This is a genomic window from Halorubrum sp. CBA1125 (assembly GCF_009742825.1).
In the GTDB taxonomy this organism is placed as follows: Archaea; Halobacteriota; Halobacteria; order Halobacteriales; family Haloferacaceae; genus Halorubrum.
Map to the genome: position 1 here is coordinate 1 of NZ_WPCE01000024.1, position 22,567 is coordinate 22,567.

General features: G+C 71.8%; 15 protein-coding genes and 7 pseudogenes. 15 read left to right on the forward strand and 7 right to left on the reverse strand.

The features are described from left to right. Positions 1 to 24 precede the first annotated feature (24 nt). Together GJ633_RS04405 and GJ633_RS04410 are read right to left on the reverse strand one after the other, a co-directional pair. Positions 25 to 231 carry a hypothetical protein gene (locus GJ633_RS04405; RefSeq protein ID WP_156587526.1) on the reverse strand — a complete coding sequence of 69 codons (207 nt, stop codon included), beginning with the start codon at positions 229 to 231 and terminating at the stop codon, positions 25 to 27. A 122-nt stretch (positions 232 to 353) separates the two neighbouring features. Further along, the gene (locus GJ633_RS04410) at positions 354 to 1,178 is read right to left on the reverse strand and encodes a hypothetical protein (RefSeq protein ID WP_321168907.1); all 825 of its coding nucleotides are present in this window, start codon (positions 1,176 to 1,178) and stop codon (positions 354 to 356) included. 180 nt (positions 1,179 to 1,358) lie between these two features. Here GJ633_RS04410 and GJ633_RS04415 point away from each other — a divergent pair, with 180 nt between their 5' ends. Beyond that, on the forward strand, positions 1,359 to 2,114 hold the full coding sequence (locus GJ633_RS04415) for a CbiX/SirB N-terminal domain-containing protein (RefSeq protein WP_156587528.1): 756 nt from the start codon (positions 1,359 to 1,361) through the stop codon (positions 2,112 to 2,114). Positions 2,115 to 2,129: 15 nt separating this feature from the next. On the opposite strand, the gene GJ633_RS04420 is transcribed toward GJ633_RS04415, so the two are convergent. The 3 genes and pseudogenes from GJ633_RS04420 to cobN all read right to left on the reverse strand — a co-directional run bounded on the left by GJ633_RS04420 (position 2,130) and on the right by cobN (position 7,263). Continuing rightward, positions 2,130 to 3,011 (reverse strand): cobalt-precorrin-7 (C(5))-methyltransferase, encoded by an 882-nt coding sequence (locus GJ633_RS04420; RefSeq protein WP_321168905.1) that lies wholly within the window; start codon positions 3,009 to 3,011, stop codon positions 2,130 to 2,132. Continuing rightward, a pseudogene (locus GJ633_RS04425) lies at positions 3,008 to 3,761 on the reverse strand (precorrin-8X methylmutase). Before GJ633_RS04425 ends, GJ633_RS04420 begins: the two are co-directional and overlap by 4 nt. Then, positions 3,751 to 7,263, reverse strand: a pseudogene (gene cobN, locus GJ633_RS04430) (cobaltochelatase subunit CobN). Before cobN ends, GJ633_RS04425 begins: the two co-directional pseudogenes overlap by 11 nt. Positions 7,264 to 7,792: 529 nt before the next feature. Here cobN and GJ633_RS04435 point away from each other — a divergent pair. From GJ633_RS04435 to GJ633_RS04470, 8 genes and pseudogenes are all read left to right on the forward strand, one after another. Continuing rightward, positions 7,793 to 9,986: pseudogene (locus GJ633_RS04435) on the forward strand (VWA domain-containing protein). Between the two features lie 58 nt (positions 9,987 to 10,044). Beyond that, positions 10,045 to 10,452 carry a DUF2249 domain-containing protein gene (locus GJ633_RS04440; protein ID WP_156587529.1) on the forward strand — a complete coding sequence of 136 codons (408 nt, stop codon included), beginning with the start codon at positions 10,045 to 10,047 and terminating at the stop codon, positions 10,450 to 10,452. Between the two features lie 26 nt (positions 10,453 to 10,478). Beyond that, positions 10,479 to 11,587, forward strand: a pseudogene (locus GJ633_RS04445) (radical SAM protein); the annotation flags it as partial. Positions 11,588 to 11,867: 280 nt separating this feature from the next. Continuing rightward, positions 11,868 to 12,974, forward strand: coding sequence for a metal ABC transporter solute-binding protein, Zn/Mn family (locus tag GJ633_RS04450; protein WP_156587530.1), 1,107 nt, complete (start codon positions 11,868 to 11,870; stop codon positions 12,972 to 12,974). A gap of 40 nt (positions 12,975 to 13,014) precedes the next feature. Next, positions 13,015 to 13,753, forward strand: a pseudogene (locus GJ633_RS04455) (metal ABC transporter ATP-binding protein). Next, complete coding sequence (locus GJ633_RS04460; protein ID WP_156587531.1) at positions 13,753 to 14,832, forward strand: metal ABC transporter permease; 1,080 nt, start codon at positions 13,753 to 13,755, stop codon at positions 14,830 to 14,832. Before GJ633_RS04455 ends, GJ633_RS04460 begins: the two are co-directional and overlap by 1 nt. A gap of 114 nt (positions 14,833 to 14,946) precedes the next feature. Continuing rightward, positions 14,947 to 16,254 carry a malate synthase AceB gene (gene aceB / locus GJ633_RS04465; protein ID WP_156587532.1) on the forward strand — a complete coding sequence of 436 codons (1,308 nt, stop codon included), beginning with the start codon at positions 14,947 to 14,949 and terminating at the stop codon, positions 16,252 to 16,254. A 78-nt stretch (positions 16,255 to 16,332) separates the two neighbouring features. Beyond that, the gene (locus GJ633_RS04470) at positions 16,333 to 16,650 is read left to right on the forward strand and encodes a hypothetical protein (protein WP_321168906.1); all 318 of its coding nucleotides are present in this window, start codon (positions 16,333 to 16,335) and stop codon (positions 16,648 to 16,650) included. Between the two features lie 40 nt (positions 16,651 to 16,690). Here the strand turns inward: GJ633_RS04470 and GJ633_RS04475 are convergent. Continuing rightward, positions 16,691 to 17,361: pseudogene (locus tag GJ633_RS04475) on the reverse strand (metallophosphoesterase family protein). Positions 17,362 to 17,495: 134 nt separating this feature from the next. Next, entirely contained in the window at positions 17,496 to 17,780 is a 285-nt protein-coding gene (locus GJ633_RS04480) for a DUF357 domain-containing protein (RefSeq protein ID WP_156587533.1), read from the reverse strand. A 158-nt stretch (positions 17,781 to 17,938) separates the two neighbouring features. On the opposite strand from GJ633_RS04480, the gene GJ633_RS04485 reads away from it, so the two are divergent. The 6 genes and pseudogenes from GJ633_RS04485 to GJ633_RS04510 all read left to right on the forward strand — a co-directional run. Then, a complete protein-coding gene (locus tag GJ633_RS04485; RefSeq protein ID WP_156587534.1) occupies positions 17,939 to 18,814 on the forward strand; it encodes a DUF6498-containing protein in 876 nt (291 codons plus the stop codon). Positions 18,815 to 18,919: 105 nt separating this feature from the next. Then, positions 18,920 to 19,723: an RNase P subunit p30 family protein gene (locus GJ633_RS04490; protein WP_156587535.1), complete on the forward strand. Its 804-nt coding sequence runs from the start codon at positions 18,920 to 18,922 to the stop codon at positions 19,721 to 19,723. Beyond that, entirely contained in the window at positions 19,707 to 20,336 is a 630-nt protein-coding gene (locus GJ633_RS04495) for a class I SAM-dependent methyltransferase (RefSeq protein ID WP_156587536.1), read from the forward strand. The genes GJ633_RS04490 and GJ633_RS04495 overlap by 17 nt, the downstream gene beginning before the upstream one ends. Positions 20,337 to 20,346: 10 nt before the next feature. Beyond that, the gene (locus tag GJ633_RS04500) at positions 20,347 to 20,826 is read left to right on the forward strand and encodes an Rpp14/Pop5 family protein (protein WP_156587537.1); all 480 of its coding nucleotides are present in this window, start codon (positions 20,347 to 20,349) and stop codon (positions 20,824 to 20,826) included. 4 nt (positions 20,827 to 20,830) lie between these two features. Beyond that, a complete protein-coding gene (gene psmA / locus GJ633_RS04505) occupies positions 20,831 to 21,649 on the forward strand; it encodes an archaeal proteasome endopeptidase complex subunit alpha (protein ID WP_156587538.1) in 819 nt (272 codons plus the stop codon). Between the two features lie 114 nt (positions 21,650 to 21,763). Next, a pseudogene (locus GJ633_RS04510) lies at positions 21,764 to 22,567 on the forward strand (SDR family oxidoreductase); the annotation flags it as partial.

A 22,567-nucleotide genomic window follows, 5' to 3' on the forward strand; every position in this document is an offset into this window, starting at 1 on the left:
CGTTCGAGGACGGCTCGTAGCGACTCACCGCTGCCAGGCCGGGGGAGCGAGTCCGAATCGGCGGAGGAGAGCCGGGTAGCCGAACGCGACGACGGTCGCGAGCGCCAGCGCCGGGAGGAGCCCGGCGTCGCCGAGATACCGGTCTACGGCCCCCAGCCCGAGCATCATCACGAGGAACATCACGGCCCAGTGGGGCGCGAGCTCCCGCATCGTCTTGGTCGCCGACGTCATACCTCTTTCAGAGGGGCGGAGACATCTAAAACACCCAGGTTCGACGCGGCGAAGCCGACGACCGAGGTCGGTCGCGGAAGCGGAACGAACGCGGGGATCGGTACCACGAAAGAATTCGAGAATCAGTACCGCGAGGGGACGAACGCGGCCGCCAGGAGCAGTACCGTCGAGAGCAGGGAGAGGGCGATCACCCGCGTGAGCCCGTCGTTGTACCGGTCGAACCGGTCGATCTGAGCGAGCTGCGTCTGGTAGGCCGCCATGTCGCTCGAGAGCTGGAGCGTCGACGCGTCGGGGAAGTGGGCGACGAACTCCGAGTCGGCGAGCGTGACCGTGGCGCCTTCCTCGACCTCGATCGTCTCGGTCTGCGTGCCCTCCCAGACGAGGACGGCCTGGCCGGCCGTGATCTCGTCGACGGTCACGGTCTGGTTGTCGTACTCGAAGGAGTCGCCGGTCTCGTACGACCGGTCGTCGGGCGTCGGGAAGTACTCGTCGGCCGGGACGAGCGTCGTCTCGCCGTCCTCCGTGACCGCGACGTAGTCGCCGTCGTCGCGTTCGATCGTCTGGTTGTCCGCCGCGTCGTCCTCCTCGAGGATCGCCTGCCGGTCGATCACCTCGACGAGGGTGAACGCGGTCGCGTTCTCGCCGTCGATCTCCACGCGCCAGTCCTGGTCCTCGACGGTGACGGTCGACCCGTTGCTCCACGACTCGGAGAGCTCCGCCGTGTACTCGCGTTCGAGCGTGCCGGTGATCGTCGCCTCGCCGCCACCGCCGCCGCCGCTTTCCGAGACATCGGCGAGCACGTACTCCTGTCCGTCGACCGCGAACGTGTCATCCGACGAGAGTTCGTAGTCCGGGTTCTCGAACGTGACCTCCGGCGAGTCGGCCGTCACGGTGAGCACGCCGGCCGCGCCAGCGACCAGCACGAAGAGCGCGGCGTACACGGCCACAGCGCGTCGTTGCATAGTTCCAGCATGGGTCACCCCGTGTATAACGGTTACTAAGACGGACTCTCGACCCGGCCGGACGCATCCCCACAACCGTCCGACGGGGACGGTGGGCAAGCTATTTATCGATGGCTTCCCTCGCCCTGAGCAAGAAGTATTGCAGTACAACAAGTGAATTTGTATATGACACGAGAGACACTGGTGCTCGTCGGGCGATCGCCCGTCGCGCCCGTCGCGGCGACGCACGCGGACCGGCTGCGCGACCGGGGGATCGTCGACGAGGTGCGGGTGGCGACGTACCGCTCGGAGCCGGCACACGAGCTGCGAGACCCCCTGTCGGGGGTGAGCGGAGACCGGATCTACGCCGTCCCGATGTGCTTCGCGCACACCCACGCGACCCTGCGGGACGTCCCGCGCGCGCTCGGGCGGCTGCCCGGCGGCGTCAGGTACTGCGACCCGATCGGGACGAGCCCCCTCGTGACCGGGGCGATCCACGGGGCGGCCGGCGGGGAGAGCGACGCCGACTCGCTGCTGCTCGTCGCGCTCGGGAACAGCAGCGAGGACCACGCGCGCGAGGCGGCCGCGTTCCACGCGGACCGGCTCCGCGACGAGTACGCGGAGGTGCGGACGGCGTTCCTCCTCCAGAGTCCCGCGGTCGAGTGCGCCCGGTACACCCTGGAGGCCGACCGCGCGGCCGTCTGTCCGCTCTTTCTCGCCGACTGCGAGGCGACGACCGAGGAGATCCCCAAACGGCTCGAAGTGGCGCGCGGCGGGCTCGACTACGCCGAGCCGTTCGGCGACGACCCCGCCGTGACCGAGGCGATCCGGGTGGCGGTCGAACGCGAGCGGGTACTCGCGGAGTCGGGGACCGCCTCGCCGGGGACCGACCTCGTGTCGAACGCGCGGGCCGTGGCGACCGACGGCCGGGGCGACACCTGAGACCGGAACCGCGCCCTACCGGCGGACGACGAGCACGGAGAGGTCGGAGAACGGCGTCGACGACGGGCCCTCGCCGCCGGCCGCGTCGGCGAGGTCGCCGAGCGTCGTCCGCGTGATCGCCTCGTCGGCGTGCGTGAGCCGCTCGCAGACGAGCGCCGCCGCGTCCGGGTCGGCGCCGTGATCGAGCAGGTCGGCCGCGACGTCGCCCGGCATCCAGTCGAACGGCCGGGGGAGCACGAGGAGGTGGCGCTCGCCGACGTCGCGCCGCAGCCGGGCGAGCCCCGGTCCGAGGTCGCCGCTCTTGTGGAGCGTGACGAACGTCGTGTCCTCCACGGGCGTCCGCGCGCGGCTCGCCGCGACCTGCAGGGAGGAGATCCCCGGGACGACGCGGCAGTCGACCGCCCCGTCCGACGCGTCGTCCACCGCGCGCTCGACCTTGCCGACGAACTGGTACCCCGAGTGGTTCGGGTCGCCCATCAGCACCGCCGTCCCGCGCTCGCCGGCGGCGACCCGGGTCGCGAACGCGCACAGCGCGTCCGTCTCGTCGCGGTAGCCGCAGGTCAGGAGGTCGGCGTCGGTGCGGTCGCAGACGAGGTCCACCACCGTCTCGAATCCGACGACGACGTCCGCCTCGCGGACCGCCCGCTCGGCCCGCGGAACGAGGTACGCGGGGCTCCCCGGACCGACCCCGACCGCGTGGACGACGCGGTTCTCGGCGGGAGACGGGTCGCCGCGATCGGTGCCCCGGTCGAGCCGCGCGGGCTCCGGGGCGGCCGCCGCGTAGTCGGCCGGGTCGGGGCCGGCGTCGAGGTCGTAGGGGTCGGCGTCGGCGGGATCGACATCGTCGGGATCGGCGTCGGCGGGATCGGCGCCGGCGGGACCCGCCTCGCCGTTCACGACTCCCCCGCGTCGAGACGGTCAAGCGTCGTCTCGCCGTCCCGGACGTCGCTGGCGACGTGGACGAGTTCGTTGGTCAGCCCGGCCGCGAGCCCGGAGCCGCCGCGGCGGCCGACGTTCGTGACCGCCGGGACGCCGTGTTCGGCCGCGACCTCGCGGACCCGCTCGCGGCTCTCGGCGGCCTTGACGAACCCGACCGGCGTCGCGACGACGACCGCGGGCCGGGTGCCCTGTTCGATGCAGTCCGCGAGCGCGAGCGCCGCGGTCGGGGCGTGCCGACGACCGCGATCGCCCCGTCGTAGACGCCCCGCTCGTCGAGTTCGAGGACGCTCGCCGCGGTCCGGGTCATCCCCGTCTCCGCCGCCAGCTCGGCGCCGTGGCCGATCGCCTTGCGCACCTCGCAGTCGTGCCCGCGGCCGGTGACGCCCGCCTTCACCATCGTGATGTCCGTGACGATCGGGCGCGCGTCGAGGACGGCGCGGGCGCCGGCCGGCACCGGGTCGTTCGCGAACCGCAGCAGGTGCTGGAACTCGGGGTCGCCGGTGGCGTGGACCGCCTTCGCGCGCAGGCGGTCGTTCGGGTCTCCGGGCCGACGATCTCGCGGACCCGGTCCATGCTCGTCTCCGCGATCGCCATCGCGTCGGCGGTGGTCGCGCCGAGGTCGGCGTACGCCTCGAAGTCGCCCGCCGCGCCGCCGTCGGTCGCCGGGCCGTTCCCGTCTCCCGTCGGACCGTCGCCGTCAGTCGTCATCGCCGGGCACCTCCGCCGGGGCGTCGGCCGCGCGCGCCTCCAGGTCGCCGTCGACCGCGAGGTTGACGTCGCGGAGCCGGTCGACCGTCTCGTCTGGCGCGTCCCAGAGGCCCCGCTCGACCGCCTCCAAGAGCGTGTCGGTGATCGACTCGAGCGCCCAGGGGTTCACGTCCCGCATCCACTCCCGCCGCTCCGCGTCGAGGGCGTACTTCGCCGCGACCTCGTCCCAGAGCCGGTCGGAGACGACGCCGGTCGTCGCGTCCCAGCCGAGCGTCACGTCGACCGTCGTCGAGAGGTCGCCGGCGCCCTTGTAGCCGTGCTCCTCCATCGAGTCGATCCAGTCGGGGTTGAGCACGCGGGCGCGCATCGCCTTGCGCACCTTCTCCTCGTTCGTGTAGACGGTGGTGCGGTCCGGGTCCGAGGAGTCGCCGACGTAGGCGGCCGGCTCCGAGCCCGACACCTCCGTCACGGCCGCGATGAGCCCCCCGTGGAACGCGTACCAGTCGGAGGAGTCGAACTCGTCCTGCTCCATCGTGTCCTCGATCTTCACCGTCGCCTCCACGCTGCCGAGCCGGCGCTCGAACGCGTCGTGCGCCGGCGTGGTGGTCCCGCGCGAGCCGAGCGCGTAGCCGCCCCACTGGACGTACACGTCGGCGAGGTCCGAGCGGTCGTCCCAGTTGCCCTCGTCGACCGCCTTGTTCGTGCCCGCCCCGTAGCCGCCGGGCCGGGTGGTGAACACGCGGTGGCGCGCCGCCGCCTCGGGGTCGTCGTGGCCGTCGGCGGCCAGCTCCGACGCCGCCTCCTCGACGTGTTTCTTCACGTAGTTCATCTCGTGTGGCTCGTCGAGCGCGACGACCGCGTCGACCGCGTCGCCGATCACGCTGGCGGCCTGCGGGAACGCGTCGCGGAAGAGCCCGGAGACGCGGGTGGTCACGTCGACCCGCGGACGGCCGAGCTCGTCGAGGGGGATCGGCTCCACGTCCTCGACGCGGCCGGCGTCGGTCCAGACGGGCTCGACGCCCATCGTCGCGAGCACCTGCGCGATCGTCTCGCCGCGGGTCCGGACGGTCGGGGTCCCCCACGCGACGACGCCGAGCTCCGCGGGGTACTCGCCGTGTTCCTCGCGGTGCCGCGCGAGCGCGTCGGCCGCGATCTCGCGGCCGACCTCCCACGCGGACCGCGCGGGCACCTTCCGCGGGTCGAGCGTGTAGAAGTTCCGGCCGGTCGGCAGCAGGTCGACGCCGCCGCGGGTCGGAGCGCCGGAGCCGCCCGGCGGGACGTACTCGCCCGCGAGCGCGTCGACGGTCCGCGGGACCTCGGCGGCGGCGCCGCGCACCCGGGGGGGCGACCGTCTCGCAGACGAACGCCAGCGCCTCGCGCAGCTCGTCGTGGGCGCCGCCGCGGACGCGCGCGTCGCCGAGCGGGTCGACGTCGACCACGAGGAGGTTCATCGTGGTCTCGGCGTCAGGGCCGCTTCGGCCTCCGACTCGGGGACGTCGAAGCCGTGTTCGGCCAGCGTCCGGACCAGCTCCCGGCTGGTCTCGTACACCGCGTCGGCGGCCTCGCCGTAGGTCATCCCGAGCGTCTCGTCGTACGCGCCGGGGTCGTCGAGCATGCGCTCGTAGTCGACCCCGAGCACGCCGGCGACGGCCTCGCGCAGGCTCGGCCCGCCGGGGTTCTCCAGCCGGGTGAGCGCGACGAGGTACGCGACGAGCCGGTCGTCGGCCGGGGGCTCGCCCAGGGTGTGGAGCCCGAGCCGGATCTGGGTGTCCTTCACGTCCGTGAGGTACGTGTGGATCCGCTCCACCAGCTCGTCGACGGCGACGTCGTCGCCCTCGACCGTCCCGTCCGCGAGCGTCGACCCGGCCGCGTCGGGCCCCCGGACGTCGACGCGCTCGTCGATCTCGCCGGCGACGCCCAGCTCGACCGCGAGGTCGAGGTCGTCGACCGCCTCGCGGACGCGGTCGGCGAGCCGCTCGCCCTCGTCGGTCCGGGCCTCGGTGCCGCCGGCCTCCCGGTAGCGCCGGACGAGGTCCTCCAGCTCGGCGAGCTCGTCGTAGGTCCCGGCGCGGCGCATGACCGGCGTGAGGTAGTCGACGACGGCGGCGTACGACCGGCGCTTCGCCTGCGTCCCCTCGCCGGGGTTGTTGACGATGTACGGGTAGACGTTCGGGAGGTCGCCGACGAGCGCGTCGGGCGCGGCGTCGGCGTCGAGCCCGACCGTCTTCCCCGGGAGCCACTCCAGCGAGCCGTGGGTGCCGAGGTGGACGACGGCGTCGGCGTCGAAGGCGTTCCGCAGCCACCCGTAGAAGGCCACGTAGTCGTGCGGCGGCTGGAGGTCGGAGTCGTGGTACACCTTCTCAGGGTCCATCCCGAAGCCGCGGGGCGGCTGGACCGTGACGAGCACGTTGCCGAACTCGACGCCGGGGATCGCGAACGGGCGGTCCGGCGGGTCGCCCCACTCCTCGACGACGGCCTCGCGGAAGCCCTCGGCCGCGTCGCCGAACCACTCCGCGTACCGGTCCGGCGAGACGGTGTCGACGCTCCGCTCGGCGACGTCTTCGGGGGCGACCCACCGGTCGTCGAGGGTGAGCTGGGACGTGAGCGCGTCGATGAGCGCCTGACCGTCGTCGACCGGGCCGGGGCCGGCGCCGCCGTCCGTACCGCTTCTGCCGCCGGGACCGGTCGCGCCGGGGCCCAGGTCGTACCCCCGCGCCGCCAGCTCGTCGAGGAGGTTGACCGTCGACTCGGGGGAGTCGAGGCCGAACGCGGTCCCGATGCCGTCGTCGCTCGGCGGGTAGTTGTGGAGCACGACGGCGACGCGCTTCTCCTCGTTGGGGACGTGGCGGAGCCGGGCCCAGTTGACCGCGAGCCGGGCCGCGTGGTCGACGCGGTCGTCGATCGGGAAGTGCTGTTTGGGGGCCGAGCCGATCCCGGCGGCGTCGTCGGTGCGTTCCTTCCCGCTTATCGGGTGGGTGATCACGTTGCCGTCGAACTCCGGCAGCGCGACCGAGAGGGCCAGTTCGAAGCCCATCACGCCGGTGTCGCTCGCCGCGTACCGCGAGCGCGACCGCATGGTCGTCACCGTCTGGATCACCGGGACGCCCAGCTCGTCGAGGAACACGTCCTCGGGGTCGGCGGCCGCCTCGTCGCCGTCGCGGCCGCGCTCGCTCATCGACAGCGAGAACATGAACGACGAGAGCACGGCGTCGACGGCCGGCTCGCCGGCGTCGTCGGTGAAGTACCGCTCCGCGGTCCAGCGCGCGTCCTCCTGGCCCGGCTCGTCGGAGACGGGGTTACAGAACACCGGCAGCGCGTTCGCGCCGAGGTCCTCGAGCGCCCGGACCTGCGCGTCGACGTAGCGGACGTTCTCGTGGGTCCAGTGGGACTCGTAGAACCAGATCCCGACCGTGGGGGCGTCGGGGTCGAACGTCGCCCGGAGGTCCGCTATCTCCGCGCTCGGGTGGTCCGGGTGGTAGACCCCCTCGGTCGGGAGCTCGATCGGGTCCGCGACCTCGCCGGTCCAGCCCGCGTCTGTCCCCGCGTCGGTGGACCCCTCGCCGTCCGTGCTCTCGGCGTCCTCGGCGCCGCCCGCCCCCCCCGGTGTACTCTCTCGCGAGGTACCGGACGGCGTTGGCGATGTTCACCGTGCCGCCGCGGTCGAGGTACGCGGACACCGCCTCGCGGTCGTCCGCGGCGACGGTCGTGTCCTCGGCCGCGAACGCGTCGCCGGTCGCCTTCACGATCAGCGGGACGCCCGCCTCGCGGAGCCGGTCGACCGCCAGCTCGTAGCCCGGCATGCTGTCTTCCGCGCCGTGCAGCCAGAACACCGCGGCGGCCGCGTCCGCGAGCTCCTCGCAGAACGCGACCGCGTCGTCGCCGCCGTCGAGGTCGCTCTCGGATCTGACCGCGAGGTCGATCCCGTCCAGTCGCTCGGCGGCGGCCTGCACCGCCCCCAGCTCGTTCTCGGTCGCCGTGTAGAGGCCGATTTTCGTCACAAGTTATTAAACCTCCTCTGCGGTAACACAAGTGTGATTGAATTAGAGACAACCAAAAAGGTTTCCACGCCGCTACCGGCGATCGTCGGCCAAGAGCGGCTCAAGCGGGGGCTGCTCGCGCTCGCCGTCGAGGACGGGCTCGGCGGGGCGCTCCTGCGCGGCGAGAAGGGGACCGCCAAGTCGACGGCGGTCCGGGCGCTCGCCGACCTGCTGCCCGCCCAGCGCGCCGTCGCCGACTGCCCGTACGGTTGTCCGCCGCCCGGCGAGGACCCCGACGCGGGCGGCGAGACGCGACGGTGTGCGGACTGCCGGTCGCGCACGGATCCCCCCGTCGAGACCCGCCCGGCGCCGCTCGTGACCCTCCCGCTCGGAGCGACCCGCGACCGCGTGGTCGGGACGCTCTCGGGTCGCGGACGCGCTCGACGGGGAGGCGACGTTCGACCCCGGACTGCTCGCGCGCGCGAACCGCGGGGTCCTCTACGTCGACGAGGTGAACCTGCTCGACGACCACCTGGTCGACCTCCTCCTCGACGCCGCCGCGAGCGGGGTGAACCGGGTCGAGCGCGACGGCGTGAGCGTGACGCATCCGGCCGACTTCGCGCTGGTCGGGACGATGAACCCCGAGGAGGGTGAGCTGCGTCCGCAGCTGCGGGACCGGTTCGACCTCTGCGTCGAGGTAACCGGCAGCGACGACGTCGACGACCGCGTCGCGGTGCTGGACCGGGCGCTCGACGGCGAGGGCGAGACCGGCGACGACCTCCGGGCGGCGTTCGCCGACGAGACCGCGGCCCTCCGCGAGCGCGTCGCGGACCCGCGACCGCCGACCCGCGATCCCGACGGAGTTCAAGCGCGATATCGCCGCGCTCTGCCGGGACGCCGGCGTCGACGGTCACCGGGCGGACATCGCGACCGCCCGGACCGCCCGCGCGCTCGCCGCGCTCGACGGGCGGCCGAAGGTGATCGAGTCCGACGTCGCCGAGGCGGCCGAGTACGCGTTCGCCCACCGGCTGCGGAGCCGCCCGTTCGAGGACGCGGCCGACCCCGAGGAACTGATCGACGAGCGGTTCGGCGAGGACGAGCCGGACGACGCGGGCGGCGATCCGGGCGAGGAGAGCGGCGACCGAGACGGGGCCGACGAGACGGCGGGCGACGAGTCAGAGAGCGGTGACGACGGTCCGAGGGACCGATCCGCCGAGCGCAACGACGACGGCGACAGCGACCGCGACGGTGACGACGGCGGCGGCGACGAAGCCCGCGAAACCGACGGCGACCGCGATGCGGGCGGTACCGGTGTCTCTCCTCCGGAAGCGGACGACGAGCGTGACGACGAACCCGACGACGGCGGAGCCAACGACGCCGCCGACGACAACGACGACAACGACGCCGACGACGCCAACGATGCCGACGACGACAACGACGACAACGACGCCGCGCCGGCGACCCCGATCGTTCCCGGCGCCGCGCGAGCCGAGGCCGGGGAGGCGACGCGCCGGAGGTGTCGGCACCGGACGCGCCCGAGGGAGGGACGGACCGGCAGACCGGCCGGGCCGACGCGCCGCCGTCGCCGGACGGGCGCGGGGCGCGAGTTCGGACGGAGCCGGCGGACGGACGGGGGACCGTCGACGCGGCCGCGACGGTCCGGGCGGCCGCCCGCGAGGGGCGCGATTCCCCGGCGGAGGGGAACCTCCGACAGTCCGTCCGGACCGGGGAGGCCCGGACGCTGACGGTGTTCGTGGCCGACGCCAGCGCGTCGATGGCGCCGGCGATGCGCGCCGCGAAGGGGGTCGCCCTCGAACTGCTGCGCGAGGCGTACGCCGAGCGCGACGAGGTGGCGCTCGTCGCCGTCGGCGGCGACGACGCCGAGATGCTGCTCCCGCCGACCGACAGCGTGTCGCTGGCCGCCCGTCACCTGAAGGACCTCCCGACCGCGGACCGGACACCCCTGCCGGCCGGACTCGACGCCGCGGCCGACCTGCTCGAACGCTCGGATCCCGACGCCGGACTGGTCGTGTTGCTCTCGGACGGGCGCGCGAACGTCGCCGACGGGAGCCCCACGGCGGCGACGCGGGCGGCGGCGCGCCGGCTCGGACAGACCGACGCGAAGGTGCTCGTCGTCCCCGCGGGCGACTCGCGCGCGGGCCTGCTCGACGTCGTCGAGGCGGCCACCGACGCGGACCGGGTCCCGCTCGCCGCGCTGTCGCCCGAGACCGTGGCCGAACACCAGTGAGGTTGCCTTGGAGCGACAGATTTACAACAGTACTTTCAGTTTGTCAAGCTGAGTTTCAATGTCGACGCACTCGGACACCATCGCCGACAGGGTCGCCGCGGCGCGGGCGCAGGTCGATCCGACGACCGCGCTCGAACGGACGGACGCCCCGAGCGACGCCGGGGTGGAGACGATCGACGTACGGGAGCTCGGACCGCCGAAGCCGCTCAAGTTGACGCTCGAACGGATCGAGGACCTCCCCGCGGGAACCGTGCTGATCCAGTACAACGACCGGGCGCCGCAGTTCCTCTTCCCGAAACTGGCGGATCGTGGGTACGCACACGACATCGTCGAGGTCGACGGCACCGTCGTCACGGCGATCTGGCGGCCCTCGGAGCCGGCGGCGGGCGGGGGCAGCGCCGAGACAGGGGCGGGCGACACCGAGGCGGACGCGGACGGCACCGAAACGGGGGCGACGGACCCGTGAGCCGTCTCGGTGGGGCGGCGGCCGAACTCGACACCGACCGGCGACCGCTGGTGCTCGTCTGGGAGGTGACGCAGGCGTGCGGGCTCGCCTGTCGGCACTGCCGGGCCGACGCGAAGCCGTCGCGGCACCCCGACGAGCTGACGACCGAGGAGGGAAAGCGGCTCCTCGACGACGCCGCGGAATTTGGCGACGGCCAGCTGGTCGTCCTCTCCGGCGGCGACCCGCTCGCCCGGGACGACCTGGTCGACCTCGTCGCGTACGGCGACGACCGCGGGCTCCGGATGACGGTCACGCCGAGCGGCACGCGCTCGCTGACTCCAGATCGTGTCTCGGCGCTCGCCGACGCCGGCGCCCGGCGGCTGGCGCTCAGCCTCGACGGCGCGACCCGGGAGACACACGACCGGTTCCGCGGCGAGGAGAGCTTCGAGAGCACGGTCGCGGCGGCGCGGGCCGCCCGCGACGCGGGGATCCCGCTGCAGGTCAACACGACGGTGTGCGCCGCGACGGTCGACGAACTCCCGTCGATCCGCGACCGCGTGCGCGAGTTCGGTGCCGTCCTCTGGAGCGTCTTCTTCCTGGTTCCCGTCGGCCGCGGTCGGGTCCTCGACCCGATCGCTCCCGAGCGCGCCGAGTTGGTGATGGAGTGGCTCCACGAGGTCGCGGCCGCGGAGCGGTTCGGCGTCAAGACGACGGAGGCCCCCTTCTACCGCCGCGTCGGGCTCCAGCGCGACTCGCTCGGGAACGACGGGGACGCTCGCGCCGAAGCCGGGCGCGGCACGGGGGTATCACCGCCGGTCGCGGGTTCGCGTTCGTCGGCCACACGGGAGAGACGTACCCCTCCGGGTTCCTGCCGCGGTCCGCCGGCAACGTGCGGGAGCGGTCCGTGGTCGAGATATACCGGCACTCCGATCTGTTCGAATCGCTGCGCGAGCCCGACCGGCTGAAGGGGAAATGCGGCGCCTGCGAGTTCAGGCACGTGTGCGGCGGCAGCCGCTCGCGGGCGTTCGCGACCGCCGGAGACCCGTTGGCGAGCGATCCGCTGTGTCCGTACGTTCCCGATGAGTACGACGGCGAGCCGCCGCGTCCGCCGACCGGACGGGACGGGACCACGGGCGCGTCGCCGGTGACCGACTGACGTCGGTCGTTCGGCGTCCGTTCCGAACCGGCGACGGACCGACGGGCGGACGCTCTCGCTTCCGAGCCGAACGGCTCGCGGACGGGTCGGGACCCGGATAGGGCGACCGAGAGGTCCATTATCGGTCACGAGCCACGGACGGGGATGAACGGGGATTCAGGCGTCGAGCGGCCGGCGTCGCTGCTGCCGCGCGCGTCGCCCGTGAGCGTCTCGCCGATTGTTATTAAGGATATGTTGTGAAATAACAATACTTTTCTGTTAAGCGGCGGTACCGATCGGTATGAACCACACGCGTCGGTCGCTGTTGCGCGGCGGGGCGGGACTCTTCGGTGCTGGAGCCGCGACGACGCTCGCCGGCTGTTCCGGGAACGCCGACGGGGATGCCGACGGCGGGACTGGTGGAGCCGGAGAGTCAGGGGAGTTCGACGAGGGGTACGCCGCGTTCTTCACGCTCAACGACTGGGCGAACGAGATCGCCGGCGACCGCGCGAGCTTCCAGGACCCGGTCGAGGTCGGCCAGCTCGGTCACGGATGGGAGCCGGACGGGAACCTCGCGGCGGACGTCGCCGCGACGGACGCGTTCGTCTACCTCGACACGCCCGAGTTCTCGTGGGCGCAGGACCTCGCGGCGACCCTGCGGGCCGACTACGACGCGGTCGCGGTGATCGACGGCCTGGCGGAGGTGGAGGACGAACTGATCGCGTGGGACCACAGCCACGCGGACGGGGAGACCGAAGGGGGACACGCCAACGGTGACGGGGGAGGCGACCACGAGGACGGAGGAGGCGACCACGAGAGCGAGGGACACGACCACGAGAACGGAGGACACGACGAGGACAGGGAACAGTACGACCCGCACGTCTGGGTCGATCCGGTCCTCTCGGCGGAGATCGTCGACACGATCGCGACGGGGCTCGCAGAGGCGGATCCCGACAACGCCGACGCCTACGCGGACAACGCCGACGCCTACGCGGCGGAGCTCGAGGCGATCGACGCCGCGTTCGCGTCGATCGCGGAGACCGCCGCCCGCGACGTCGCGGTGCTCGCGGGCCACAACTCGTTTCAGTACCTCGAGGATCGCTACGGCTTCCGGCTCCACTCGCCGGTCGGGGTCTCCCCGCAGAACGAGCCGAGCCAGACCGAGATCGCCGACACGATCGCGCTCGTGGACGAGCAGGGGATCGACGTGGTGCTGTACGACCGCTTCGAGTCGCCGCGGCTCGCCGAGACGATAGTCGAGAACAGCGACGCGACGGAGACGATGGCGGTCTCCCCGGCCGGCGGGACGACCCGCGAGTGGAACGAAGCCGGGTACGGCTACCTCGACCAGATGACCGAGATCAACGTCCCCGCCTTCGAGCGGGCGTTCGATGCCACCGCGGAGTAAAAGAGCTAAACGTGCTGACGACGCATACCGACCACACACCGTGAGCGCGGTAGTCGACCTCGACGAGGTGACGTTCGCCTACGGCGACACCCCCGCCGTGAGCGACGTCTCTCTGAGCGTCGAAGCGGGCGACTTCCTCGGACTCGTCGGGCCGAACGGGTCCGGCAAGACCACGCTGTTACACCTGATGCTCGGGCTCCACGAGCCCGACGCGGGCAGCGTCGAGCTGTTCGGTCGCCCGATCGACGAGTTCGAGGACGGCAGCCGGATCGGGTACGTCTCACAGCAGGCGACGAGCCGCGGCGGGGCGATGCCCGTGACCGTCCGCGAGTGCGTCACCATGGGCCGGTTCGCGAACGCCGGCTGGCGGCGGCTCACCGACGCGACCGGGCCGCCGTCGCCGACGCGATCGAGACGGTCGGGATCGGTGACCTCGCGACCGCCTAGTCACGGAGCTGTCGGGCGGCCAGAAGCAGCGCGCGTACATCGCGCGGGCGCTGGCGAGCGACGCCGACCTGCTCGCGCTCGACGAACCGACGGTCGGCGTCGACGCCGAGTCCCGCGACGCCTTCTACGCGCTGCTCGACGAACTCAACCGCGACGGGATCACGATCATCCTGATCGAACACGACATCGGCGTCGTCACCGACCGCGCGAACCGGATCGCCTGTATCAACACCGAGCTGTACCACCACGGCGACACGGAGTCGTTCGTCGAGAGCGACGCCCTCGCCGAGGCGTACGGCACGACCGGCCAGGTCGTCCATCACCACCACTGATGAGCGGGAACGACGCGGCAGACGAATCGACAGCCGGGAGCGCGGTTCCGAGCCTCGGATCCCCCACGCGAGACCGTCGGCGGACGGTCGAGCTCGCGGGGGTCGCCGCGACGGCCGCCGTCGCGGTCGTCATGCTCGGATTCCTCGTCCTCTACTGGGCGCAGGACCTCCCGATCGCGAGCGACCTCTACGCCGGATTCCGCGCCGTCGGCCGCGGGATGGACGCGGCGTTCGGCACCAACGTGTTCCGACACCCGTTCATGTGGCAGTCGATGGCGACCGGCGTCCTCGTCGGGATCGTCGCCCCGCTGGTCGGGTCCTTCCTGGTCCACCGGGAGATGGCGCTCATCGGCGAGACGCTCGCGCACACCGCGTTCGCCGGGGTCGCCGTCGGCCTCCTCGTCACCGCGTCGACGGGCTGGAGCGGCTCGCTTCTGCTCGTCGCGCTCGCGGTCGCCATCCTGGGCGCGTTGGGCGTCCAGTGGCTCACGGAGCGCACCGACGCCTACGGCGACGTCCCCATCGCGATCATGCTGAGCGGGAGCTTCGCGGTCGGCACGCTGATAATCAGCTACGGACGCGGGCTCACCGGCATCAACGTCGAGGGATACCTGTTCGGCAACCTCGCGGTCGTCACCGTCGAGGGGGCCCGGATGATGGGGGCGCTGTCGGTGTTCGTGGTCGCCGCGGTGGCGGCGACGTACAAGCAGCTGCTCTTCATCACCTTCGACGAGCAGGCCGCGCGGGTCGCCCAACTCAACGTCTCCGCGTACAACACGCTGCTGGTCGTGTTGACCGCCATCGTCGTCGTCGGCGCGATGCAGGTGCTCGGCGTCATCCTCGTCGCGGCCATGCTCGTCGTCCCCGTCGCGGCGGCCTCGCAGGTCGCCCGGAGCTTCCGCGAGACGACGTACCTCTCCGTGATCTTCGGGCAGGTCTCCGTCGTCGCCGGATTCGCCGTCGCGATCGGGCTCGGGCTCCCCTCCGGCGGCTCGATCGTCGTCGCGGCGATCGCCGTCTACCTCGCGAGCGTCGCCGCGTCCGGGTTCTCGGTGACGGCGATCTCGACGCACGGGTGACGTTTTTCCCACGTTTGTTCGTCAGTTTCCGACATAATTCAAAAAAATCCGCCGAGGATCGATCTTTTTATTTCGTTATCTTTAATATACTATGTAAGTCATTTAAGTCGAACTATGAGTAGCAGTCGGCCGTACAACCGCGAGTTCGTTCGGACGTTCTTCACGTCGCCCACTGCAGTCGAAGGCGAAGACGATTCGGCGAAGATGATCCGGAGCGCCGCACAGCTGCGGGGCATGAAGGCGCCGGACGTGTGGGTTCCCGACAACGAGGACGCGACCGCTCCAAACATGCGCGCGGAGGGAGTGGAGAACATCGTCAGCGTCGTCGCCGAACACGGGGCCGACTTCCCGGGAGAGATCCACCCGCGTGTCGTCTGGCACCGCGAATCGCCGACGACCCGCTATCAGGGATTCCAGCAGATGCTCGAGATCGCCGACCCCGACAACGGCGCCGTCGATCACATCGACGGGTTCGTCATCCCGGAGGTCGGCGACCTCGACGACTGGAAGAAGGCCGACGAGTTCTTCACCATCATCGAGCACGAGCACGGGCTCGAAGCGGGGAGCCTCTCGATGTCGGTCATCGTGGAGAGCGGCGAGGCCGAACTCGCCCTCGGCGACCTCCGCGCGGAGATGGGGAAGCCCTCGAACAACCTCGAACGGCTCTTCCTGCTCGTCGACGGCGAGGTCGACTACACGAAGGACATGCGGGCGATGACGCCGACCGGCGAGCTTCCGCCGTGGCCCGAACTCCGCCACAACACGTCCCGCGGGGCGAGCGCCGCGAACCTCATCGCGGTCGACGGCCCGTACGACGACATCCGCGACGTGGAGGGGTACCGCGAACGGATGGAGGAGAACCGCGCGAAGGGGATGACCGGAATCTGGTCGCTCACGCCCGGACAGGTCGTCGAGGCAAACACGGCGCCGCTCCCCCCCAAGGAGGGACGCTGGCTCCTCGACACCGGCGAGACGGAAGTCGAGCTGACGTCTCAGGACGGCACGGAGGTGTACGCGGGCGACGACCTCTCGCTCGCCGAGGCCGACGACGGGGCGTACGTGCTCACCGTCGCCGGGAACGAGCAGCGTCTCGACGAGGACGAGCTCCGCGACGAGCTCCTCGACCGGACCTCGTACGTCCCCAGCATGAGCGACATCGTCGACTCGATGGAGGAGTTCGAGGCCGCGAAGGAGGCCGGGAAGGGCGCGATCGCGATGACCCAGTCGGCCACCGTGGAGATCGACGGGGTCGAAGTCGAGCTGAGCAAGGACCGCATGTGGGACGAAGCGACGTACCAGGCCGCACAGACGCCGATCACGCTGTTCCAGGACGTCTACGCCAACCGTCCCGATCAGCACGAGGAGCTCGAGGAGATGTACGGGGCCGACGTCGTCGAGCGGGCGACCTCCGTCGGGAACTGATCGACCCGCTCCGGGACGCGGGCGGCGGACGCGACCGTTCCCGGACGTTTATTTCGGTCGACCGCGTGCGGTGTGGCAGTGCCATCACGATTCGCCCTCGCCGTCGTCCTCCTCGCGGTCGGGATCGTCGCGGACGTCGGAACCACGTACGTCGCGATCGCCGGCGGCGAGTACGTGGAGGGGTCCCCGATCGGCGGCGCGTTCATCTCCCGGTTCGGCCTGGTCCGCGGGATGCTCCTCACCAAGGCGGCCGGGATGGTCGTCGTCGGGATTCCGGTCGCGGTCGCGGGCGGGAGCCGTCGGCTCGTCGCGACGCTGATGTGTGCCGCCGTCGGTGCGCTCTCGCTCGCGACCGCCGCGCGGAACCTCCTGTTGCTCGCCGGCGTCTGGCCCTGAGAGAATCGATCGCTGCGTCGAGTCACTTCCTCTCGTCGAGTCACTTCCCCTCGTAGAGCCGGTCGGCGGTGCGTCGCGGGAGGCCGGCGTCCTCGACGGCGTCGCGCACGCGGTCGACGTCGTACGCGACACGTCGCAGGTCGACCTCGTCGGCGGCCGCGTCGAGGACCGCGTAGGCGGCCGTCGGGTCGCCGTCGCGGGGTTGGCCGACGCTACCCGGGTTGACTACGAGCCCGCCGGCGACCGACCGCGAGCCCTGCACGTGGGTGTGGCCGAGCACGATCCCGTCGTACCCCTCCATGTGCCGTCGAGCGTCGCGAACTCCTCGGGGTAGACGTAGGTGTCCTCTCGCTCGGCCGCCGGGTGCGAGTGGACGAGCAGGTAGCGGTCGCCCGCGAACGTCTCCGCCCGCGGGAGCCCCCGGAGCCACTCGAGCTGGTCGGTCGACAGCGACGCCTTCGCGTGTTCGAGCCCCGCCTCGGCCATCCGATTGGCGCGGTAGCGCTCGGGGGAGTCGACCAGGCGGTCGTGGTTCCCGCGGACCGTCGCGGCCGCGACCTCGCGGACGCGGTCGACGCACGCGGTCGGCCAGGGGTTGTACCCGATCACGTCGCCGGCGCAGACGATCCGGTCGACGGCGGGCATGTCGTCGAGCACCGCTTCCAGCGCCGGCAGGTTCGCGTGGACGTCCGAGAGCAGTCCGACCCTCATCGGCTCCCGATTCGGCGTCCACGCCCGAATAGGTTCCGTCGGTCCGGCCGCGACGGCGCTGTGTCGATTCCCGCCTCAGTCGACGCGGCCGTCGCTGCGCCGATCCCCACCCCGGCAGACGGTGGCGCCGCCGATCACGTCGTGAACAGCTCGGTGTCGTCGGGGACGGCGAAGAGTCCCAGTCGGACGCCGGCGTCGAGCCAGCCGTAGCCGTACGAGTAGGATGCGAGGGCGTTGACGGGGTCGTCGTCCGCGCGGAAGTGCCGTCCGTCTTCGAGGTACGACTCCGCCATCTCCGTCACGTCGGCCGCGGCCTCCCCGAGCGGCGTGTCGGCCGGCGGGCGCGGCTCCGCGACCGCCAGCGCGTCCGCGAACATCCGCTCGTACCGGTCCGTCTTCTCCTCTAAGTCGGCAGCCATGTCGGGGAGTTCCGGCGAACGGTGCAAAAGGGCGTCGGCGACGACCGCGGTCGACGTCGAGAAGTCGACAGACCAAGCTGACGATCGACGAGTCGACGGACCAAAGCGACGGTCGAGGAATCGGGGATTTATGACCGCGGCAATCGCCCAGACACGTGATGTCTGCCCTCCAGCGTTCCCCCGCGGGCAACCGCGGGGGACTCGCGGTCGTGCTCCTCGCCAACCTCCTTCCGGTGGCCGGCGTCGTCCTCCTCGGCTGGCGCGCGGCCGAGATCCTCGTCGTCTACTGGATCGAAGTCGTCGTCATGGTCGCCGCCTACAGCGTCGCCGCGCTGTTCGCGGAGCGGCCGATCGACCTCGACGACCGCGAGTTCTACATCGTCGGCTACTCCGAGAACTCCGAACTCGACGACGACCGCTGGAGCGGCGAACCCGAGCCGGTCGGCGCGTTCGACCGTCTCCTGCCGGCGGCGCTCGCGGACCGGCTGCCGCCGATCTACCGGCGGAACGTCCCCGTCGTCGCCAGGTCGCTCGGGATCGGCTGGTTCCTCGCGATCGGGACGCTCATGCTCGCCGACGCGGTGGTCACCGCGCCGGTCGCCGCGGCGTCGTCTCCCGCAGTCGTTCTCGCGGCGCTCGGGGTCTGCGTCTCGCAGGCGATCGAGATCCGACGGGAGTTCTTCGTGACCCCACGGTACGAAGAGTGGTCGGCGTACATGGTCTTAGAGGCCGCCCAGCGGGTCGTCGTCTTCTACTTCTGTATCGGCATGGTCGCGGTGCCGGTCTCCTTTCTCGGGCTCGTCCTCGTCGCGGGGACGCTCGACTCGCTCGCCGTCGCGCCGGCCGCGCTCGGGCCGCTCGCCCCCGCGGACGACCTCGACCCGTTCGCGCTGGCGTACGTGGTCCCGTTCGCGCTCGCGAAGGCCGCGGCGGACAGATCGCGGCGGATCGCGTTCGACGAGGTCACCCCGAGCGGACTCGCCGGGTGGTTCGCTCCCGAGGACCCCCGTCCCGAGTGGCAGCGACGGGAGTAGCGCAGTGCCGGGAGTCGCGCGGCACCGACGGTCGTGACCGCTGGAAACGCGATCGCGACCGACGGAAACGCAACGCCGATACCCCCGGGGCCGAAAGGGGTCCCCATGTACGAGGCGGTCCACGCCCACCCCGACAGCGAGTCCACCGTCGCGCGCCACGCGGCGACCGCGGCGCGGTACGGCTACGCCGGGCTCGTCGTGCGGACCCGCGACGCGCTCGATCCCGCGGACTCGAGTCCGTCGACCGCCGATCCCGAGGTCGACGATCCCGCGATCGACGACTCCGAGACCAGCGCCCCCGAGGTCGACCCGACGCGGGGTCCAGCACGGGACCCGGACGCGCTGAGCGAGGAGTACGGGATCGACGTCGTCCACGCGGTCGAGATCGACGCGGACGACCCGTCGAGCGCCTCGGGCGCGGTCGGCAACTACCGGCCGGACCGCACCGTCGTCTGTCTCGCCGGGGGCGACGACCGACTGAACCGCTTCGCGGTCGAGGAGCCCCGCGTCGACGTGCTCGCGCGGCCGATGGTGGGCGACGGGGACGTCAACCACGTGCTCGCGAAGGCCGCCCGCGACAACGGGGTGCACGTGGAGTTCGACCTCGGCCCGCTGCTCCGGAACACGGGGGGAAGGCGGGTCCGGGCGCTGGCCGACCTGCGGAAGCTCCGCGAGATCGTGACGTACTACGACGCGCCACACGTCGTGAGCGCGAACGCGGGCTCGCACCTCGAACTCCGGGCCCCCCGTGAACTCGTCGCCGCCGCCGAGGCGGTCGGGTTCGACGCCGAGTGGGTCCGCGACGGGCTCCGAGCGTGGGGCGAGATCGCCGCCCGGAACCGGGAGCGGCGCTCCGAGGCCTTCATAGAGCCGGGGGTCCGACGTGGACGGTATGAAGAGGACGGTTGAGGATCACGCGGCGCGCTTCTCCGAGAAGGCGGCCGAGTACGACGACTCGAAGAGCGAGGAGTACTACGCCTGTGCCGACCTGGTGGTCGAGCACGCCGACCCGGGGCCCGACGACGTCGTCCTCGACCTCGGAGCCGGGACGGGCGCCATCGCCCTCGCGGTCGCGTCCGACGCCGAGCGCGTGCTCGCGCGGGACATCAGCGAGGGGATGATGGCCGAGGGACGACGCAAGGCCGAGGAGCGCGGGATCGACAACGTCGAGTTCGCGTACGGGGAGTTCCGCGACCCCGAGATCGGCGACAACGCGGACGGACGCGTCGACGTCGTCACCTCGAACTTCGCGCTCCACCACCTCGCTGACGCCGAGAAGCGCGAGGCGATCCGCGTGATGGCGGAGACGGGGGCGCGACGCGTGGTTCTCGGGGACGTCGCCCTCTTCGAGGGACCGGACCCGGAGGAGCCGTTCTACAGCCCCGACGTCGACGACCCCGCCACGGTCGGGACGCTCGTCGAGGCGTTCACCGCCGAGGGGTTCGCGGTGACCGCCGTCGAGCGCGTCCACGACCAGGTGGCCGTGATCGTCGCGGAGCGCGGCGCGGCGATCGCCGGGTGATCCGCCGCCGATGAAACACCTCCCGAAGCACCTCCGGCCGCGGTGGCGGTACCTCGCGGTGGGGATCGAGACGTGGCCGAACGCGACGCTCGACCGGCGGTCGTTCCAGCGCGCGCTGTGGTACAGCGCCGGCAACCTCCTCGGCGACGCGGGCAGCGCCGACGTCGACCTCACGCTGCTCTCCTTCTCGCACGGAACCGGCACCGGCGAGGCGGTCGTCCGGGCGCGACGCGAGCACGTCGCCGAGGCGCGCGCGGCGGTCGCGTGCGTGAGCGAGGTCGACGGCGACCCGGTCGGGATCCACGTTCGTGGGATCTCGGGGACGGTGCGTGCCTGTGAGGAAAGATATATGGGTCGCGCGGGCGCTACGTCGACACAGCGAGACGTCGCGTTCGGGGACGCCGAGCGGCCCGCCGTCGTACGTGCCGACGCGTGCGACGTCCGGACCGAGTCGGGCTACGTCGGCGCGACGACCTTCGATACCGAGTGATATCATGCAGGGCCAATCCCAACAGCAGGCGTACGACCGAGGAATTACGATCTTCTCTCCCGACGGCCGACTCTACCAGGTCGAGTACGCCCGGGAGGCGGTGAAACGCGGGACCGCGAGCGTCGGGGTCCGCGCCGAGGACGGGGTCGTCCTCGCGGCCGACAAGCGGGCCCGGTCGCGGCTGATGGAGCCGGCGAGCATCGAGAAGCTCCACAAGGCCGACGACCACGTCGGCGTCGCGAGCGCGGGCCACGTCGCCGACGCCCGTCAGCTCATCGACTTCGCGCGCCGGCAGGCGCAGGTGAACCGCCTCCGGTACGGCGAGGCGATCGGCATCGAGACGCTCACGAAGAACATCACCGACCACATCCAGCAGTACACGCAGATCGGGGGCGCGCGGCCGTTCGGCGTCGCGCTGATCGTCGGCGGGATCGACGACGGCGAGCCGCGCCTCTTCGAGACCGACCCCTCCGGCACCCCCTACGAGTGGCGGGCGCTCTCGATCGGCTCCGACCGCAGCGACCTCCGCGACTATCTGGAGGAGGAGTACGAGGAGGGGCTCTCCACCGAGGAGGCGCTCGGGCTCGCGCTCGACACCCTCGCACAGTCGAACGACGGCGAACTCTCTCCCGAGGGCGTCGGCGTCGCCACGATCACCGTCGACGACGAGGAGTACACCGAGCGCTCGATCGACGAGCTGGAGGCGATCCTCGACGAGCGCGGCCTGCTCGCGACCGACGAGGAGGACGCCGACGGCGACGGCGCTGCCGACGGCGACGGTGACGAAGACGACACTGCCGCCGACGACGGCGACGAGGAGTAACGGAACGAGACGCTCCCGCGTCCGACCGCACGACCCCCTCCCTCTATTTCTCCGCACACCCAGTCGAAGCTCTCCGTATCCCCGGGTGAAGCCTCGTCGCCGGCCGGGAGAGTTATGCCGCCGGGGGCCGACCGGCGACGCGTGCAGAAGACGGCACTCATCACCGGCTGTTCCTCTGGGATCGGACGCGCCGCGGCGAAGCTGTTCGCCGACGAGGGATGGACCGTGTACGCGACCGCACGGAACCCCGCCGACATCGAGACGCTCGGCGAGGCGGGCTGCGAGCTGGCGACGCTCGACGTCACCGACGAGTCGGACGTCGACCGCGTCGTCGACCGGGTGCTCGACGAGGCGGGCGCGATCGACGCGCTGGTCAACAACGCGGGATACGGGCAGTTCGGCGCGGTCGAAGACGTGTCGACGGAGCAGGTCCACGAGCAGTTCGACGTGAACGTCTACGGGCCCCACCGGCTGATCCGGGCCGTGCTGCCCGCGATGCGCCGGGAGCGCGACGGGACGATACTCAACGTCTCCTCCGTCGCGGGACGCGTCGCGTTCCCCGGCGGCGGCGTGTACAGCGGCTCGAAGTTCGCGATCGAGGCGATGTCAGACGCGCTGCGCAACGAGGTCGCCGAGTTCGGGATCGACGTGGTCGTCGTCGAGCCCGGCCCGGTCCGGTCCGGCTTCGCGGCACGCGCGGAGCAGGAGGCGGACCCGGACGAGGCCGACGGGATCGAGCGGTCCGACGCGTACGCCGACCTCTACGAACTCTTCGACGACGCGCAGCTGGTCGGCGGCGACGGGCCCGGCGCGGTCGAGCCCGAGGTCGTCGCCGCCGCGATCGTCGACGCGGCGAGCGCGACGCAGCCGCCGCCCGCGTCCAACCTGGCACCGCCGCCCGGGTCGGAGTACTCGCGC

Coding starts and splice junctions, on each gene's coding strand:
- GJ633_RS04405 (WP_156587526.1), bottom strand. CDS start 231: ATGACGTCGGCGACCAAGACGATGCGGGAGCTCGCGCCCCACTGGGCC.
- GJ633_RS04415 (WP_156587528.1), top strand. CDS start 1,359: ATGACACGAGAGACACTGGTGCTCGTCGGGCGATCGCCCGTCGCGCCC.
- GJ633_RS04440 (WP_156587529.1), top strand. CDS start 10,045: ATGTCGACGCACTCGGACACCATCGCCGACAGGGTCGCCGCGGCGCGG.
- GJ633_RS04450 (WP_156587530.1), top strand. CDS start 11,868: ATGAACCACACGCGTCGGTCGCTGTTGCGCGGCGGGGCGGGACTCTTC.
- GJ633_RS04460 (WP_156587531.1), top strand. CDS start 13,753: ATGAGCGGGAACGACGCGGCAGACGAATCGACAGCCGGGAGCGCGGTT.
- aceB (WP_156587532.1), top strand. CDS start 14,947: ATGAGTAGCAGTCGGCCGTACAACCGCGAGTTCGTTCGGACGTTCTTC.
- GJ633_RS04480 (WP_156587533.1), bottom strand. CDS start 17,780: ATGGCTGCCGACTTAGAGGAGAAGACGGACCGGTACGAGCGGATGTTC.
- GJ633_RS04485 (WP_156587534.1), top strand. CDS start 17,939: ATGTCTGCCCTCCAGCGTTCCCCCGCGGGCAACCGCGGGGGACTCGCG.
- GJ633_RS04490 (WP_156587535.1), top strand. CDS start 18,920: ATGTACGAGGCGGTCCACGCCCACCCCGACAGCGAGTCCACCGTCGCG.
- GJ633_RS04495 (WP_156587536.1), top strand. CDS start 19,707: ATGAAGAGGACGGTTGAGGATCACGCGGCGCGCTTCTCCGAGAAGGCG.
- GJ633_RS04500 (WP_156587537.1), top strand. CDS start 20,347: ATGAAACACCTCCCGAAGCACCTCCGGCCGCGGTGGCGGTACCTCGCG.
- psmA (WP_156587538.1), top strand. CDS start 20,831: ATGCAGGGCCAATCCCAACAGCAGGCGTACGACCGAGGAATTACGATC.